At 62.2% G+C, this 12,392-nt stretch carries 18 protein-coding genes; 12 read left to right on the top strand and 6 right to left on the bottom strand.

Features of this window, described 5'->3' with window-relative positions; translation table 11 throughout:
• Positions 1–26: 26 nt before the first annotated feature.
• Positions 27–641, top strand: a complete 615-nt coding sequence (locus VMP31_RS07570; RefSeq protein ID WP_325505658.1) for a TetR/AcrR family transcriptional regulator — start codon at positions 27–29, stop codon at positions 639–641.
• Positions 642–711: 70 nt separating this feature from the next.
• Here VMP31_RS07570 and VMP31_RS07565 read toward each other — a convergent pair whose 3' ends face one another.
• The 3 genes from VMP31_RS07565 to VMP31_RS07555 form a co-directional block, all read right to left on the bottom strand.
• Positions 712–1,455, bottom strand: coding sequence for a phasin family protein (locus VMP31_RS07565; RefSeq protein WP_325505656.1), 744 nt, complete (start codon positions 1,453–1,455; stop codon positions 712–714).
• 10 nt (positions 1,456–1,465) lie between these two features.
• Positions 1,466–1,906, bottom strand: coding sequence for a phasin family protein (locus tag VMP31_RS07560; RefSeq protein WP_325505654.1), 441 nt, complete (start codon positions 1,904–1,906; stop codon positions 1,466–1,468).
• Between the two features lie 414 nt (positions 1,907–2,320).
• Complete coding sequence (locus tag VMP31_RS07555; protein ID WP_325505652.1) at positions 2,321–2,599, bottom strand: polyhydroxyalkanoic acid system family protein; 279 nt, start codon at positions 2,597–2,599, stop codon at positions 2,321–2,323.
• Positions 2,600–2,807: 208 nt separating this feature from the next.
• On the opposite strand from VMP31_RS07555, the gene ubiE reads away from it, so the two are divergent.
• The 9 genes from ubiE to VMP31_RS07510 all read left to right on the top strand — a co-directional run bounded on the left by ubiE (position 2,808) and on the right by VMP31_RS07510 (position 8,713).
• Positions 2,808–3,578 carry a bifunctional demethylmenaquinone methyltransferase/2-methoxy-6-polyprenyl-1,4-benzoquinol methylase UbiE gene (ubiE, locus tag VMP31_RS07550; protein WP_325505650.1) on the top strand — a complete coding sequence of 257 codons (771 nt, stop codon included), beginning with the start codon at positions 2,808–2,810 and terminating at the stop codon, positions 3,576–3,578.
• On the top strand, positions 3,578–4,195 hold the full coding sequence (locus tag VMP31_RS07545) for a ubiquinone biosynthesis accessory factor UbiJ (RefSeq protein ID WP_325505648.1): 618 nt from the start codon (positions 3,578–3,580) through the stop codon (positions 4,193–4,195). Before ubiE ends, VMP31_RS07545 begins: the two co-directional genes overlap by 1 nt.
• On the top strand, positions 4,192–5,781 hold the full coding sequence (ubiB, locus tag VMP31_RS07540; RefSeq protein WP_325505646.1) for a ubiquinone biosynthesis regulatory protein kinase UbiB: 1,590 nt from the start codon (positions 4,192–4,194) through the stop codon (positions 5,779–5,781). The genes VMP31_RS07545 and ubiB overlap by 4 nt, the downstream gene beginning before the upstream one ends.
• Positions 5,782–5,846: 65 nt before the next feature.
• Positions 5,847–6,248: a phosphoribosyl-AMP cyclohydrolase gene (gene hisI / locus VMP31_RS07535; protein ID WP_325505644.1), complete on the top strand. Its 402-nt coding sequence runs from the start codon at positions 5,847–5,849 to the stop codon at positions 6,246–6,248.
• Between the two features lie 7 nt (positions 6,249–6,255).
• Positions 6,256–6,588 carry a phosphoribosyl-ATP diphosphatase gene (locus VMP31_RS07530; protein WP_274087686.1) on the top strand — a complete coding sequence of 111 codons (333 nt, stop codon included), beginning with the start codon at positions 6,256–6,258 and terminating at the stop codon, positions 6,586–6,588.
• 27 nt (positions 6,589–6,615) lie between these two features.
• Positions 6,616–6,846, top strand: coding sequence for a twin-arginine translocase TatA/TatE family subunit (gene tatA, locus VMP31_RS07525; protein WP_325505642.1), 231 nt, complete (start codon positions 6,616–6,618; stop codon positions 6,844–6,846).
• 3 nt (positions 6,847–6,849) lie between these two features.
• Positions 6,850–7,206, top strand: a complete 357-nt coding sequence (tatB, locus tag VMP31_RS07520) for a Sec-independent protein translocase protein TatB (RefSeq protein ID WP_325505640.1) — start codon at positions 6,850–6,852, stop codon at positions 7,204–7,206.
• Positions 7,203–8,009, top strand: coding sequence for a twin-arginine translocase subunit TatC (gene tatC / locus VMP31_RS07515; RefSeq protein WP_325505638.1), 807 nt, complete (start codon positions 7,203–7,205; stop codon positions 8,007–8,009). Before tatB ends, tatC begins: the two co-directional genes overlap by 4 nt.
• Positions 8,006–8,713, top strand: a complete 708-nt coding sequence (locus tag VMP31_RS07510; protein ID WP_325505636.1) for a 16S rRNA (uracil(1498)-N(3))-methyltransferase — start codon at positions 8,006–8,008, stop codon at positions 8,711–8,713. The genes tatC and VMP31_RS07510 overlap by 4 nt, the downstream gene beginning before the upstream one ends.
• A 155-nt stretch (positions 8,714–8,868) precedes the next feature.
• On the opposite strand, the gene VMP31_RS07505 is transcribed toward VMP31_RS07510, so the two are convergent.
• A complete protein-coding gene (locus tag VMP31_RS07505; protein ID WP_325505634.1) occupies positions 8,869–9,372 on the bottom strand; it encodes a helix-turn-helix domain-containing protein in 504 nt (167 codons plus the stop codon).
• Between the two features lie 100 nt (positions 9,373–9,472).
• On the opposite strand from VMP31_RS07505, the gene VMP31_RS07500 reads away from it, so the two are divergent.
• Both VMP31_RS07500 and VMP31_RS07495 read left to right on the top strand, forming a co-directional pair.
• Positions 9,473–10,201 (top strand): SDR family oxidoreductase, encoded by a 729-nt coding sequence (locus VMP31_RS07500; RefSeq protein ID WP_325505632.1) that lies wholly within the window; start codon positions 9,473–9,475, stop codon positions 10,199–10,201.
• Positions 10,202–10,321: 120 nt separating this feature from the next.
• Positions 10,322–10,909: a 2-hydroxychromene-2-carboxylate isomerase gene (locus tag VMP31_RS07495; RefSeq protein WP_325505630.1), complete on the top strand. Its 588-nt coding sequence runs from the start codon at positions 10,322–10,324 to the stop codon at positions 10,907–10,909.
• On the opposite strand, the gene dtd is transcribed toward VMP31_RS07495, so the two are convergent.
• The gene (gene dtd, locus VMP31_RS07490) at positions 10,906–11,343 is read right to left on the bottom strand and encodes a D-aminoacyl-tRNA deacylase (RefSeq protein WP_325505628.1); all 438 of its coding nucleotides are present in this window, start codon (positions 11,341–11,343) and stop codon (positions 10,906–10,908) included. The two genes, VMP31_RS07495 and dtd, sit on opposite strands and share 4 nt — an antisense overlap.
• The gene (gene pip, locus VMP31_RS07485) at positions 11,340–12,311 is read right to left on the bottom strand and encodes a prolyl aminopeptidase (protein ID WP_325505626.1); all 972 of its coding nucleotides are present in this window, start codon (positions 12,309–12,311) and stop codon (positions 11,340–11,342) included. Before pip ends, dtd begins: the two co-directional genes overlap by 4 nt.
• Positions 12,312–12,392 lie beyond the last annotated feature (81 nt).

Below are 12,392 nucleotides of genomic sequence, written 5' to 3'. Positions count from 1 at the left end.
CCACACGGCCAGAATAAGAAGACTGGATGAAGACCCGCGACCGTATCCTCGAATGTGCCCTGGTGCTGTTCAATCAGAAGGGCGAACCCAACGTCTCCACCCTGGAGATCGCCAACGAACTGGGTATCAGCCCGGGCAACCTCTACTACCACTTCCACGGCAAGGAACCGCTGATCCTCGGCCTGTTCGAGCGCTTCCAGGCCGAGCTGGCACCACTGCTCTCACCGCCGGAAGACGTGCAGCTGGATGTGGAAGATTACTGGCTGTTTCTGCACCTGATAGTTGAGCGCCTGGCCCACTACCGTTTCCTGTTTCAGGACCTGTCCAACCTGACCAGCCGCCTGCCCAAACTGGAGCGCGGCATGCGTCACTGGCTCAACAGCCTGAAGCGCGCCCTGGCCGAACTGCTCGCGCGCCTGCAGGCCGCTGGTCAACTGCTCAGCGACACCCAGGCCCTCGGCCAGTTGGTGGAGCAGATCACCATGACCCTGCTGTTCTCCCTCGACTACCAGCGCATCCTCGGCCGTGAAGGCGAAAGCCGTCTGGTGGTCTATCAGGTAATGATGCTGGCCGCACCGCACCTGGCGAGCGACTCGCGCTTCGCCGCCGAGCAACTGGCCCAGCGTTACCTACTCGACTAAGCCGGGCCACTGCACCACAAACGCAAACGCCCGGCACTAGGCCGGGCGTTTGCGATTACTGCCGCGGGTCTTACGACTGGCTGGCAGGTGTTACTGGTGCAGCGGCTACAGGTGCGGCGGCCGGAGCAGGAGCCGCGGCAACGGCCGGAGCCACAGCAGCAGGCTTGGCAGCTACAGGCTTGGCGGCGGCCTTGACTGCTGGCTTGGCGGCCGGTTTGGCTGCTGCCTTGACCGCAGGCTTGGCGACAGGTTTAGCTGCTGCTTTGACCGCAGGCTTGGCGGCAGGCTTAGCCGCTGCTTTTGCCACAGGCTTGGCAGCTGGCTTAGCCGCTGGTTTGGCTGCAGGCTTAGCCGCAACCTTCTTGGCAGCCGGCTTGACCGACTTGACCGATACGCCGGTCAGTTGCTCGATCTGCTTGGTCAGGCTTTCAACTTTGGCGTTGAGCGCTTTCACTTCATTGCGGCTCGGTACACCGAGGCGCGAAATGGCGTTGTTCAACCGCTTGTCGAAGGCTTCTTCCAGCTCGCCCCACTTGCCCAGCGCCTTGTCCTTGACCTCATCGACACGCGACTTGGCGGTGTCGACTTTCGAACCCACAGTGGATTTCACAGCATCCACTTGCTTGTCGACTTCGGTCTTGGCCATCTTCTCGGCTTTTTCGCCGTCCTTGACCAGCGTGTCGAACAGCTTGTTGCCGTCCTTGCTGACCTTGGAGTAGGCACCCAAACCAGCCAACCAGATCTGACGCGAGTATTTTTCTACTTCGCCGATCCAGGAAGTGGTTTGCTTTTCGATTTTCTTTTTGACAGCCATCCTGCTCTCCTTATTTGGTACGCGCGACGTGCTCGAGCAACGCGCTCAGCTCATCCAGCTTAGCAGAGAGTGCTTCAACATCCTGCTTGGACGGGATACCAATGCGGTTCAGGGCGCTGGCTACACGGTTGTCGAAAGCCTTCTCGATCTTGTCGAGCTGCACTTCAACTTTGCCTTTCACGCTGCTGACGTTACTGGTGACAGTGCTCTTGACGCTGTCGATCTGGCTGTTGGCTGCTTCAACCTGTTCGTTGACCAGCTTTTTGCCTTGCTTTTCAACGCCTTCGCCGCTCTTGACGAGTTCCTTGAAATACTCGGCACCCTCTTGACCGGCTTTGGCGTAGGCACCCAGGCCAGCCAGCCAGATCTTGCGGGCATAAACTTTAACGTCGCTCAGCACGGTAACGGCTTCTTCGACTTCGACTTTCTTTTTAACGGCAACTTTCGACATGGTGCACCTCACTCTAAGTGTTTCGAGGAAACGCCCACGGAATGCAGGCTTAGATGCAAGGTATCGATGAAAATTAGAAACCGCATACTAAGCGTGAGAAAAAACTGCCTGGAGCAGTTTTTAACGTTGCGCAGCAACGGCCCGAAGGGTGGCTGCCAGGGATGGCAAGCCATCAAAAATTGCCGGGAGCAATTTTTAACGCCGCGGAAAGTAGGGTGGGTTAGGCGCAAACCACGGATTATCTGCTCACGCGCAAGTCAGTTGCGCCGTAACCCACCAGCTGTGGCAGACCGACTAGCGCCTGGTGGGTTACGTGGCGCGCGCACTATGCTGCCGACGGCAGGTTCCGCTCAGCGCCACTCACCCACCCTACAAGGCTGTGTGCAACTCAGCACCGAGACATAACCGCAAGCCTCAAGCCTGCAGGTTCTTGTCCAGCACCTCTTCGATCTCGCGCTTGATGCTGCCGCTCATGGCCGACAGCAACAGCCCCAGGTTGAGCTGCACGCGCACGCTGTCCTCGGCCACGTCGATGCGACCATCGGCACCGCTGCGCTTGAACTCCAGGCTGTCGCCATTCCAGCGATAGCGCACGTCGTATTCTCGGGCCAGGCGCTCGGCCAGTTCCTCGGCCTTCACCCGGGCGACTTCGCGACCCAGAGAATGGGCGCGCTCGATATTGATTTTGGCCATGGCCTTTCTCCTCGCCAGTTAACTGCGACCTTAAGTCGCTGCGACTATAGCAAGGCTGCGCGTGGCAAGCTGCACGCGCATCGGCCTGGTGCCAGCTGAGCCTGCGGAAAGGTTTACTGCAAGCGTGTGGCGTGAAGCCCATGGCGACCTTTTAGGTTTAGAATGGCCGCCACTTTGATTCCGCCTCTCTGTTAAGGGAAAGGGCAAGATGAACGACCCGCGCAAGAGCAACGACAGCGAACCCACCACCCACTTCGGCTTCCAGAACGTGCCGGAAAGCCAGAAGGCGGAAAAAGTCGCCGAAGTCTTTCACTCGGTAGCGGCCAAATACGACCTGATGAACGATGTGCTGTCCGGCGGTCTGCATCGCCTGTGGAAGCGCTTCACCATCGAACTGTCCGGCGTGCGTCCGGGCAATCGGGTGCTGGATATCGCTGGCGGCACAGGCGACCTGACCCGCAAGTTCTCCGCCCTGGTTGGCCCGACCGGCGAAGTGGTGTTGGCCGATATCAACGAGTCGATGCTGCGCGTCGGCCGTGATCGTCTGCTCGACAAGGGCGTGGCCGGCAACGTCAGCTTTGTCCAGGCCGACGCCGAGAAGCTGCCCTTCCCGGATAACCACTTCGACGTGGTCACCATCGCCTTCGGCCTGCGCAACGTGACGCACAAGGAAGACGCCCTGCGCTCCATGCTGCGCGTGCTCAAGCCCGGCGGCCGCCTGCTGGTGCTGGAGTTCTCCAAGCCGTCCAGCGAGCTGCTGTCGAAGTTCTACGACGCCTATTCCTTCAAATTCATGCCGCTGGCCGGCAAGCTGATCAGCAACGACGCCGAGAGCTACCGCTACCTGGCCGAGTCGATCCGCATGCACCCCGATCAGGACACCCTCAAGGCGATGATGGCCGAGGCCGGCTTCGAGCGCGTGACCTACCACAATATGACCGGCGGCATCGTCGCCCTGCACCGCGGCATCAAGCCCTGATGCTGCTCACCGGGGTCTATGCCGGGGTCGAACTCGGCCTCAATCGGGTACTGGCCATGGACAGCACCGCGCTGCCGAGCCTGGCGCGATTGAGCGGCCGGGTGATTGCCGTCGAATGTGCCGCGCCGAACCTGCAGCTGTTTATTCTGCCCAGCGCCAGCGGTTTGCAACTGGCCGCGCAGTGGGAAGGCCCGGCGGACTGCCGCCTGCGCGCACCTGCCGCCAGCCTGTTGCGCCTGGCCACCAGCAAGGACAAGACGCGCATCCTGCACAGTCCGGAAGTCAGTCTGGAGGGCGACAGCGCCGTACTGCTGGAGCTGGCCGGGATCCTTCAGGATCTCGAGCTGGACTGGGAATACGAGCTGTCGCGCTGGCTCGGCCCGGTCGGCAGCCAGCTGCTCGGCGGCCATCTGCGCAGCCGGGTGAACTGGAGCAGTCAGGCCCTCGGCAGCTTGCGCCTGAACCTGGCCGACTACCTCAGCGAAGAATCCCGCAGCCTGGTGGGCCAGCGCGAAGCCGATGCGCGCTTCGCCGAGCTGGATAACCTCAAGCTGGCCCTCGACCGTCTCGACGCGCGCATCGAGCGCCTCGCCCAACTGCATAAGCCCCAGTCATGACGCTGCTTGCCGTTCGCCGCCTGTTCCGTATCCAGCGGGTCATCATCCGCTACCAACTCGACGACCTGCTGCTGGCCCTGCCGGTGCCCTTCTGGCTGCGCGCGCTCAGTGCCCTATTGCCCTGGCGCTGGCTGCCGCGCAAGCCGCTTGAGCTGTCGCGCGGCGCGCGCCTGCGCCTGGCCCTGGAAGAGCTGGGGCCGATCTTTATCAAGTTCGGCCAGCTGCTTTCGACCCGCCGCGACCTGCTGCCGCCAGATATCGCCGACGAACTGGCCAAGCTGCAGGACCAGGTACCGCCCTTCGACCCGGCCCACTCGCTGGCGCTGATCGAGGCGCAACTGGGGGCCAAGGTCGGTGAAGTATTTGCCCGTTTCGACGCCCAGCCGCTGGCTTCCGCCTCGGTCGCCCAGGTGCACGGGGCGCAGCTGAAAAGCGGCGAAGAAGTGGTGGTCAAGGTCATTCGCCCGGGCCTCAAACCGGTGATCGGCCAGGACATCGCCTGGCTGTTCCTGCTCGCCAGGCTGGCCGAGAGGGCCTCGGCCGACGCCCGCCGCCTGCGCCCGATGGAGATTGTCAGCGACTACGAGAAGACCATCTACGACGAGCTCGATCTGCTGCGCGAAGCGGCCAACGCCAGCCAGCTGCGGCGCAACTTCGAAGGCTCGCCGCTGCTCTACGTGCCGCAGGTGTACTGGGACCTGTGCCGGCCGAAAGTGCTGGTGATGGAGCGCATCTACGGCATCCAGGTCACCGACCTGGAAACCCTGGCCGACCAGCGCACCGACATGAAGCTTTTGGCCGAGCGCGGCGTGGAAATCTTCTTCACCCAGGTGTTCCGCGACAGCTTCTTCCATGCCGACATGCACCCCGGCAATATCTTCGTCAGCACCCGCACGCCATGGAACCCGCAGTACATCGCCATCGACTGCGGCATCATCGGCAGCCTCACCGACGAGGACCAGGACTACCTGGCGCGCAACCTGATCGCCTTCTTCAAGCGTGATTACCGCCGCGTGGCGCAGCTGCATATCGACTCAGGCTGGGTGCCGGCGGAAACCAAGGTGAATGACTTCGAAGCGGCGATTCGCACCGTGTGCGAGCCAATCTTCGAGAGGCCGCTGAAAGACATTTCCTTCGGCCAGCTGCTGCTGCGCCTGTTCCAGACCGCCCGGCGCTTCAATATGGAAGTGCAGCCGCAGCTGGTACTGCTGCAGAAGACCCTACTGAATATTGAAGGCCTGGGCCGTCAGCTGTACCCGGACCTCGACCTGTGGAGCACCGCGCAGCCGTTTCTCGAGCGCTGGATGCGTGAGCGCATCAGCCCGCTGCAGCTGCTGCGCAACCTGCAACTGCAGGCCGAGCAGGTTCCGCACCTGTCGCAGATCGCCCGTGACACCCTGGAGCGGCTCAACCAGCAACCTGCCGTGCGCCCGGCCGAACCCGGCCTTAGCCACCAATGGCCGGCACGCCTGCTCGGTGCCGTGCTGATCGGCGGCGCGGTGAGCCAGGGCCTGGCCCTCAGCCTGCTGCTTTGGCCGAGCTGGGCGATGCTCGCCGGCGGCGTCTACCTGGTGCTGCGCCGATAGCCACACCGGTTGCGCACTGGCACACTAGCCCCATAACCCAGCAGCCCGAGTGGGCGGAAATAGCGATGACTGACTGGCTCGACGAAATCAACTGGAACGCCGACGGCCTGGTACCGGCCATCGCCCAGGACCACCAGAGCGGCCGCGTGCTGATGATGGCCTGGATGAACCGCGAAGCCCTGGCCCTGACCGCCGCCGAGCAGCGCGCCATCTACTGGTCACGCTCGCGCGGTAAGCTGTGGCGCAAGGGCGAAGAATCCGGCCATATACAGAAGCTTCACGAACTGCGCCTAGACTGCGACGCCGACGTGGTCATCCTGATGGTCGAGCAACTGGGCGGTATCGCCTGCCACACCGGGCGTGAAAGCTGCTTCTACCGGGTGTATGAAAACGCCGAGTGGAAAACCGTCGATGCGGTACTCAAAGACCCGCATGCCATCTATGCCGCAGGAGGCAGTCATGAGTGACACAGGCATGACTGACACCCTGAGCCGCCTAGCCGAAGTGCTGGAGTCGCGCAAAGGCGCGGCCGCCGACAGTTCCTATGTCGCCAGCCTGTACCACAAGGGCCTGAACAAGATTCTGGAAAAGGTCGGTGAAGAATCGGTGGAAACCATTCTCGCCGCCAAGGATGCTGCAGTCAGTGGCGATTGCAGCGATGTGATTTACGAAACCGCCGACCTGTGGTTCCACAGCCTGGTGATGCTCGCCGCCCTCGGCCAGCACCCCCAGGCCGTACTGGACGAACTGGATCGACGCTTCGGCCTGTCCGGGCATGCGGAAAAAGCCGCACGCCCGCAAAACTGATCAACCTCTTACTACGGAGTACGCATTATGGGATTCGGTGGCATTAGCATCTGGCAACTGGTGATCATCCTGTTGATCGTGGTCATGCTGTTCGGCACCAAGCGCCTCAAGGGCCTGGGCTCCGATCTGGGTGATGCGATCAAGGGCTTCAAGAAATCCATGGGCAACGAAGACGACAAGCCAGCGGTGGACGAGCCCAAGGGCCAGACCATCGACGCCCAGGCGCGCAAGGTCGAAGAACCGGCGAAAAAAGACTAAGCCATGTTCGATATCGGCTTTACCGAGCTGCTGCTGGTCGGCGTGGTCGCCCTGATCGTATTGGGGCCCGATCGCCTGCCGGGCGCGGTGCGCACCGCCGGCCTGTGGATCGGCCGGATCAAGCGCAGCTTCAGCGCAATCAAGGCCGAGGTCGAGCGCGAAATCGGCGCAGACGAAATCCGTCGGCAGCTGCATAACGAGCAGATCCTCGACCTTGAGCGGGAAATGAACGCGATGAAGCAAACCCTCAACGCGCCCCTCGGTAACCTGACCGAGCCAAGCCCGGTCGCGCCCCCCGCAGCAGAGCCGGTCGCCACCACTGACACCAGCACTCGCCAGGATAAAAGCCCGCAGCCATGAGCCAACGACCGGACAGCGATCAGGAAATGCCCCTGGTCTCACACCTGACCGAACTGCGCACGCGCCTGCTGCGTATTGTCGCGGCAGTATTCACGCTGTTTGCCGGGCTGTTCTATTTCTCCCAGGACATCTACGCCCTGGTCGCCGCACCGCTACGCGCCTATCTGCCCGAAGGCGCGACCATGATCGCCACCGGGGTGGCTTCGCCGTTTCTCACCCCGTTCAAACTGACCCTGATGGTCGCCCTGTTTCTGGCCATTCCGATCATCCTGCATCAGATCTGGGGCTTTATCGCGCCGGGGCTGTACAAGCACGAAAAGCGCATCGCCATCCCCCTGCTGATCTCCAGCATCCTGCTGTTCTACGGCGGCATGGCCTTCGCCTACTTCGTGGTGTTCCCGATCATGTTCGGCTTCTTCGCCAGCGTGACCCCGGAAGGCGTGGCGATGATGACCGATATCGGCCAGTACCTGGATTTCGTCCTCACCCTGTTCTTCGCCTTCGGCGTCGCCTTTGAGATCCCGATTGCCACCTTTCTGCTGATCTGGGTAGGCGTTGTCGATGTAGCCAGCCTGCGCAAAAGCCGGCCCTATGTGGTTGTCGGCTGCTTTGTCGTCGGCATGGTGCTGACCCCGCCTGACGTGTTCTCGCAGACCCTGCTGGCCGTGCCCATGTGGATGCTCTTCGAGGTCGGCCTGCTGTGCGGCAGCCTGGTCAAGCGCCGCGCCGAGCAGGAAGCAGCGGCTGAAGAAGCCGAAAACGATAGTCCCTCTAACGACCAGCCGCCCGCCGCGCAACCGTGAACCTGTTGCTACTGGAAGACGGCGATTTTATCGCCGCCGACCGCGTGCTGCTGAGCGGCCGCCGCCTCAAGCACCTGCATGAGGTGCACCGCGCCGAAGCCGGCGACAGCCTGCGGGTCGGCCGCCTGAATGGCCTGATGGGCAGCGGCCAGCTGCTGCGTCTGGACGCCGAGCAGGCCGAGCTTGCCGTGCAGCTCGACCAGCCACCGCCGGAAAAAATGCCGCTGACCCTGCTGCTCGCCCTGCCCAGGCCGAAGATGCTGCGGCGCGTGCTGCAAACCGTCAGCAGCATGGGCGTGCCTCGGCTGATTCTGCTGAACAGCTACCGGGTGGAAAAAAGCTTCTGGCAGACGCCCTTTTTGCAACCAGAAGCCATTCGCGAACAGCTGATCCTCGGCCTCGAACAGGCCCGCGATACCGTGCTGCCGGAAGTCATTATCGAGAAGCGCTTTAAGCCCTTTGTCGAAGACCAACTGCCTGGTATCGCAGCCGGCACAATGGGCCTGGTCGGCCACCCCGGCGACTACCCGGCCTGCCCACGGGCAGTCGAACAGCCAGTGACGCTCGCCATCGGCCCGGAAGGTGGCTGGATTCCCTACGAAGTGGAAAAACTGCAGGAAGCCGGCCTGCAGCCGGTGCAGCTAGGCGCGCGGATATTGCGGGTGGAAACCGCGGTAACCGCCTTGCTGGCGCGACTGTTCTAAGCGAATACCTCAGTCCATAGGATGGGCGGGGGCACCTAGCCCATGCCCGCGAAAAGCACTATCCAGAACATCGCTCGCACGCATGGCGTGCTCCTACAGTTCAACTTGTAGCCCGGATGCAATCCTGGACCGAGAATTCCCGGATTACATCCGGGCTACGGTTTTTCTCCAGCCTGCTGTGCCTGCCAATGCTCAGGCAACAACTGGCCCTTAAGCGCAGGCGCTTCCTCCAGCTCAACATCACGCGGCTGCAGCGGCTCACCACAGTCCGAGCACACCAGCACGCCATGCATCGGCTGGCCGCAACTGCGGTGGATATGCCGAATCGGCGCGCCCTCGGCACCGCTCATATGGCGGTCGCCCCAGTTCACCAGGGCCATGATGGCCGGATATAGATCGCGGCCCTTGGCCGTCAGACGGTATTCCTCGCGCACGGGGCGCTGCTGATAGGCCACCTTATCCAGCACCCCGGCCTCCACCAGTTTCTTCAGCCGCTCGGCCAGCACGTGGCGGGTAACCCCCAGACGTTTCTCGAACTCGTCGAAACGACGAATACCGAGAAAACTCTCGCGCAGCACCAACAGCGTCCAGCGGTCACCCACCACAGATAGGGTACGGGCCAGGGAGCAGGGTTGTTGCTCAAGTTCTTCCCAACGCATAGCCAATCTCCAACAGCGATGGCTCACCATAGCTTGACAGGTTCCAAAATGGAACCGACTATCAGCCTAGGTTCCAAAATAGAACTGACGGAGAACTGCAATGACCGAACGCAAAGCAATCCTGGTGGTGGGAGCCGGTGACGCCACCGGCGGTGCCATCGCCAAACGCTTCGCCCGCGAGGGTTATGTCGCCTGCGTGGCGCGGCGTAATGCCGATAAACTCGGCCCGCTGGTAGCGGATATCGAAGCGGCTGGTGGCAGCGCCCGGGCCTTTGGCTGCGATGCGCGAGTGGAAGAACAAGTTATCGAGCTGTTTGCCACCATCGAGCGCGAGGTCGGCCCACTGCACGCGGTGATCTTCAACATCGGCGCGAACGTGCAGTTCTCCATCACCGAGACCACCGAGCGGGTCTACCGCAAGGTCTGGGAAATGGCCGCGCTGGCCGGTTTTCTCACCGGCCGTGAAGCCGCCAAGGTCATGCTGCCGCGCGGCCAGGGCACCATTATCTTTACCGGTGCCACCGCCTCTTTGCGCGGCCGGGCGAATTTCTCTGCCTTCGCCAGCGCCAAATTCGCCCTGCGCGCCCTGGCCCAGAGTATGGCCCGCGAACTTGGCCCCAAGGGCATCCATGTCGCCCACCCGATTATCGACGGGGCCATCGACACCGCCTTTATCCGCGAGACCTTCCCCGAGCTGTACCAGCTCAAGGAACAAGACGGCATCCTCAACCCCGAGCATATCGCCGAAACTTACTGGCAGATTCATTGCCAGCCGCGCGATTGCTGGGTGCATGAGCTGGATCTGCGGCCATGGACGGAAACCTTCTGAGCCGAAATGCCCCAGCTTGCACCGTAGGATGGGTGCCAACCCATCGGCAATTGATGGGTTGACACCCATCCTACTGACTGCACGCCAACCCAATAACAAGACCTCCCAGAGGAGCATGCAATGAGCAAAACCGTAGAGTTCTTTTTCGATTTCGGCAGCCCGGCCAGCTATCTGGCTTGGACCCAACTACCTCGCATCGCCGCCGCGGCCGGCGCGCAGATCGCCTGGCGGCCAATGCTGCTCGGTGGCGTATTCAAGGCCACCGGCAACCAGTCGCCGGTCATGATCCCAAGCAAGGGGGCCTGGATGCTTAAGGATCTGGCACGGTTTGCCAGCCGCTACGGTGTGCCGATGGCCTTTAGTCCGAGCTTCCCGATCAACACCCTGACGCTGATGCGCGGCGCGGCCGGTTACCAGGGCAGCGAACGCTTCGAGCACTACGTAAAAACCATCTTCGAAGCGCTGTGGGTGCAGCAGAAAAACCTCGGCAAGCCCGAAGTGGTCGCCGAAGTGCTTAGCGCCGCTGGCTTCGACCCGGTCGAGTTCGAGCGCCTGATCAGTGACGAAACGGTCAAGGAGCGGCTAAAGAGCACCACCGAGGAAGCGGTCAAACGCGGGGTATTTGGCGCGCCGACCTTCTTTGTCGGCAGCGAGATGCACTTCGGCCAGGACCGCCTGGACTTCGTCGCAGAAGCCCTGGCGCGCTAGGTCTCTAGAAGAAAGGTCACCGGCCCATCATTAACCAGATGCACCTGCATATCGGCACCGAACTGGCCGGTGGCGATCTGCGGGTGTTTGGCGCGGGCTTGGGTTACCAACAGATCGAACAGCTCAGCCCCCAGCGCCGGCGGTGCAGCACTGGAGAAGCTTGGCCGTAGGCCGCTCTTGGTGTCGGCGGCCAGGGTAAATTGCGAAACCAGCAGCAGGCCGCCGCCGACGTCGCTCAGCGACAGGTTCATCTTGCCCGCCGCATCGCTGAAAACCCGGTAGTTGAGCAGCTTGTGCAGGATTTTCTCGACGCTGGCCGGGGTGTCCTGCGGCTCGACGCCAACCAGCGCCAGCAGGCCCTGATCAATGGAGCCGACCACCTCTCCCGCCACTTCCACCCGTGCACCGCGTACGCGTTGAATCAGTGCCTTCATGCTTCGTCTGGAGCCAGGTTGAGCAGGCGATGGGCCAGTTCGTCCGCGGCCCGTACCAGGGCATCGGTGATACCGTTTTCAGCCGCCGAATGACCGGCATCGCGAATAATCTGCAGCTCACTGTTCGGCCAGGCCTGGTGCAGCGCCCAGGCGTTGTCCAGCGGACAGATCACGTCATAGCGACCGTGCACGATCACCCCGGGCAGGTGGGCGATCTTCGGCATATCGCGCAGCAGCTGATCGGTTTCGAGGAAGGCATTGTTGACGAAGTAATGGCATTCGATCCGAGCAATCGACAGCGCCCGATGCGCATCGCTGAAACGGTCGACCACCTGCGGGTTGGGACGCAGGGTGGCGGTGCGCCCTTCCCAGGTCGACCAGGCTTTGGCCGCATGCATCTGGGCGATCTGGTCGGAACCGGTCAGACGCTTGTAGAAAGCCTGCATCAGATTGCCGCGTTCATCGGCCGGGATCGGTGCCAGGTAGTCTTCCCAGTAGTCGGGGAACAGACGGCTGGCCCCTTCCTGATAGAACCAGTCGAACTCCTGCGGGCGGCAGAGAAAGATGCCGCGCAGAATCAGCCCATGCACGCGCTGCGGATGGGCCTGGGCATAAGCCAGGGCCAGGGTCGAACCCCAGGAGCCGCCAAACAGCACCCACTTGTCGATGCCGAGGTGCTCGCGGATCTGCTCCATATCGGCGATCAGCGCCTGGGTGGTGTTGTTTTCCAGGCTGGCGTGGGGCGTGGAGCGGCCGCAGCCACGCTGATCGAAGGTGACGATGCGATAGAGGTTGGGATCGAAATAACGCCGGCTGGCGGCATCACAACCTGCACCTGGCCCGCCATGGATAAACACCACGGGCAGACCATCCGGCGAACCGCTTTCGTCGACATAGAGCACGTGCGGTTCCTGCACCGCCAGCTCATGACGGGCATAGGGTTTAATTTCCGGATACAAGGTCTGCATGGCATGCTCCTGAATTGATGCGTAGCGTCGACTGCTTCCTGCCGCAACCGTTTAACGCTCTGCCCGGCATCATAACCATGA

The sequence above is a fragment of the Pseudomonas sp. genome (genome assembly GCF_035512415.1).
GTDB lineage: Bacteria > Pseudomonadota > Gammaproteobacteria > Pseudomonadales > Pseudomonadaceae > Aquipseudomonas.
This window is presented reverse-complemented; position numbering and strand designations above follow the sequence as displayed.

What these genes read in the sequence shown, in the direction of transcription:
- ubiE (WP_325505650.1), top strand. Translation starts at nt 2,808, where the DNA reads ATGAACGACCCGCGCAAGAGCAACGACAGCGAACCCACCACCCACTTC.
- tatC (WP_325505638.1), top strand. Translation starts at nt 7,203, where the DNA reads ATGAGCCAACGACCGGACAGCGATCAGGAAATGCCCCTGGTCTCACAC.
- VMP31_RS07530 (WP_274087686.1), top strand. Translation starts at nt 6,256, where the DNA reads ATGACTGACACCCTGAGCCGCCTAGCCGAAGTGCTGGAGTCGCGCAAA.
- VMP31_RS07565 (WP_325505656.1), bottom strand. Translation starts at nt 1,455, where the DNA reads ATGGCTGTCAAAAAGAAAATCGAAAAGCAAACCACTTCCTGGATCGGC.
- dtd (WP_325505628.1), bottom strand. Translation starts at nt 11,343, where the DNA reads ATGAAGGCACTGATTCAACGCGTACGCGGTGCACGGGTGGAAGTGGCG.
- tatA (WP_325505642.1), top strand. Translation starts at nt 6,616, where the DNA reads ATGGGATTCGGTGGCATTAGCATCTGGCAACTGGTGATCATCCTGTTG.
- VMP31_RS07500 (WP_325505632.1), top strand. Translation starts at nt 9,473, where the DNA reads ATGACCGAACGCAAAGCAATCCTGGTGGTGGGAGCCGGTGACGCCACC.
- pip (WP_325505626.1), bottom strand. Translation starts at nt 12,311, where the DNA reads ATGCAGACCTTGTATCCGGAAATTAAACCCTATGCCCGTCATGAGCTG.
- VMP31_RS07545 (WP_325505648.1), top strand. Translation starts at nt 3,578, where the DNA reads ATGCTGCTCACCGGGGTCTATGCCGGGGTCGAACTCGGCCTCAATCGG.
- VMP31_RS07495 (WP_325505630.1), top strand. Translation starts at nt 10,322, where the DNA reads ATGAGCAAAACCGTAGAGTTCTTTTTCGATTTCGGCAGCCCGGCCAGC.
- VMP31_RS07505 (WP_325505634.1), bottom strand. Translation starts at nt 9,372, where the DNA reads ATGCGTTGGGAAGAACTTGAGCAACAACCCTGCTCCCTGGCCCGTACC.
- tatB (WP_325505640.1), top strand. Translation starts at nt 6,850, where the DNA reads ATGTTCGATATCGGCTTTACCGAGCTGCTGCTGGTCGGCGTGGTCGCC.
- VMP31_RS07570 (WP_325505658.1), top strand. Translation starts at nt 27, where the DNA reads ATGAAGACCCGCGACCGTATCCTCGAATGTGCCCTGGTGCTGTTCAAT.
- VMP31_RS07560 (WP_325505654.1), bottom strand. Translation starts at nt 1,906, where the DNA reads ATGTCGAAAGTTGCCGTTAAAAAGAAAGTCGAAGTCGAAGAAGCCGTT.
- VMP31_RS07555 (WP_325505652.1), bottom strand. Translation starts at nt 2,599, where the DNA reads ATGGCCAAAATCAATATCGAGCGCGCCCATTCTCTGGGTCGCGAAGTC.
- hisI (WP_325505644.1), top strand. Translation starts at nt 5,847, where the DNA reads ATGACTGACTGGCTCGACGAAATCAACTGGAACGCCGACGGCCTGGTA.
- ubiB (WP_325505646.1), top strand. Translation starts at nt 4,192, where the DNA reads ATGACGCTGCTTGCCGTTCGCCGCCTGTTCCGTATCCAGCGGGTCATC.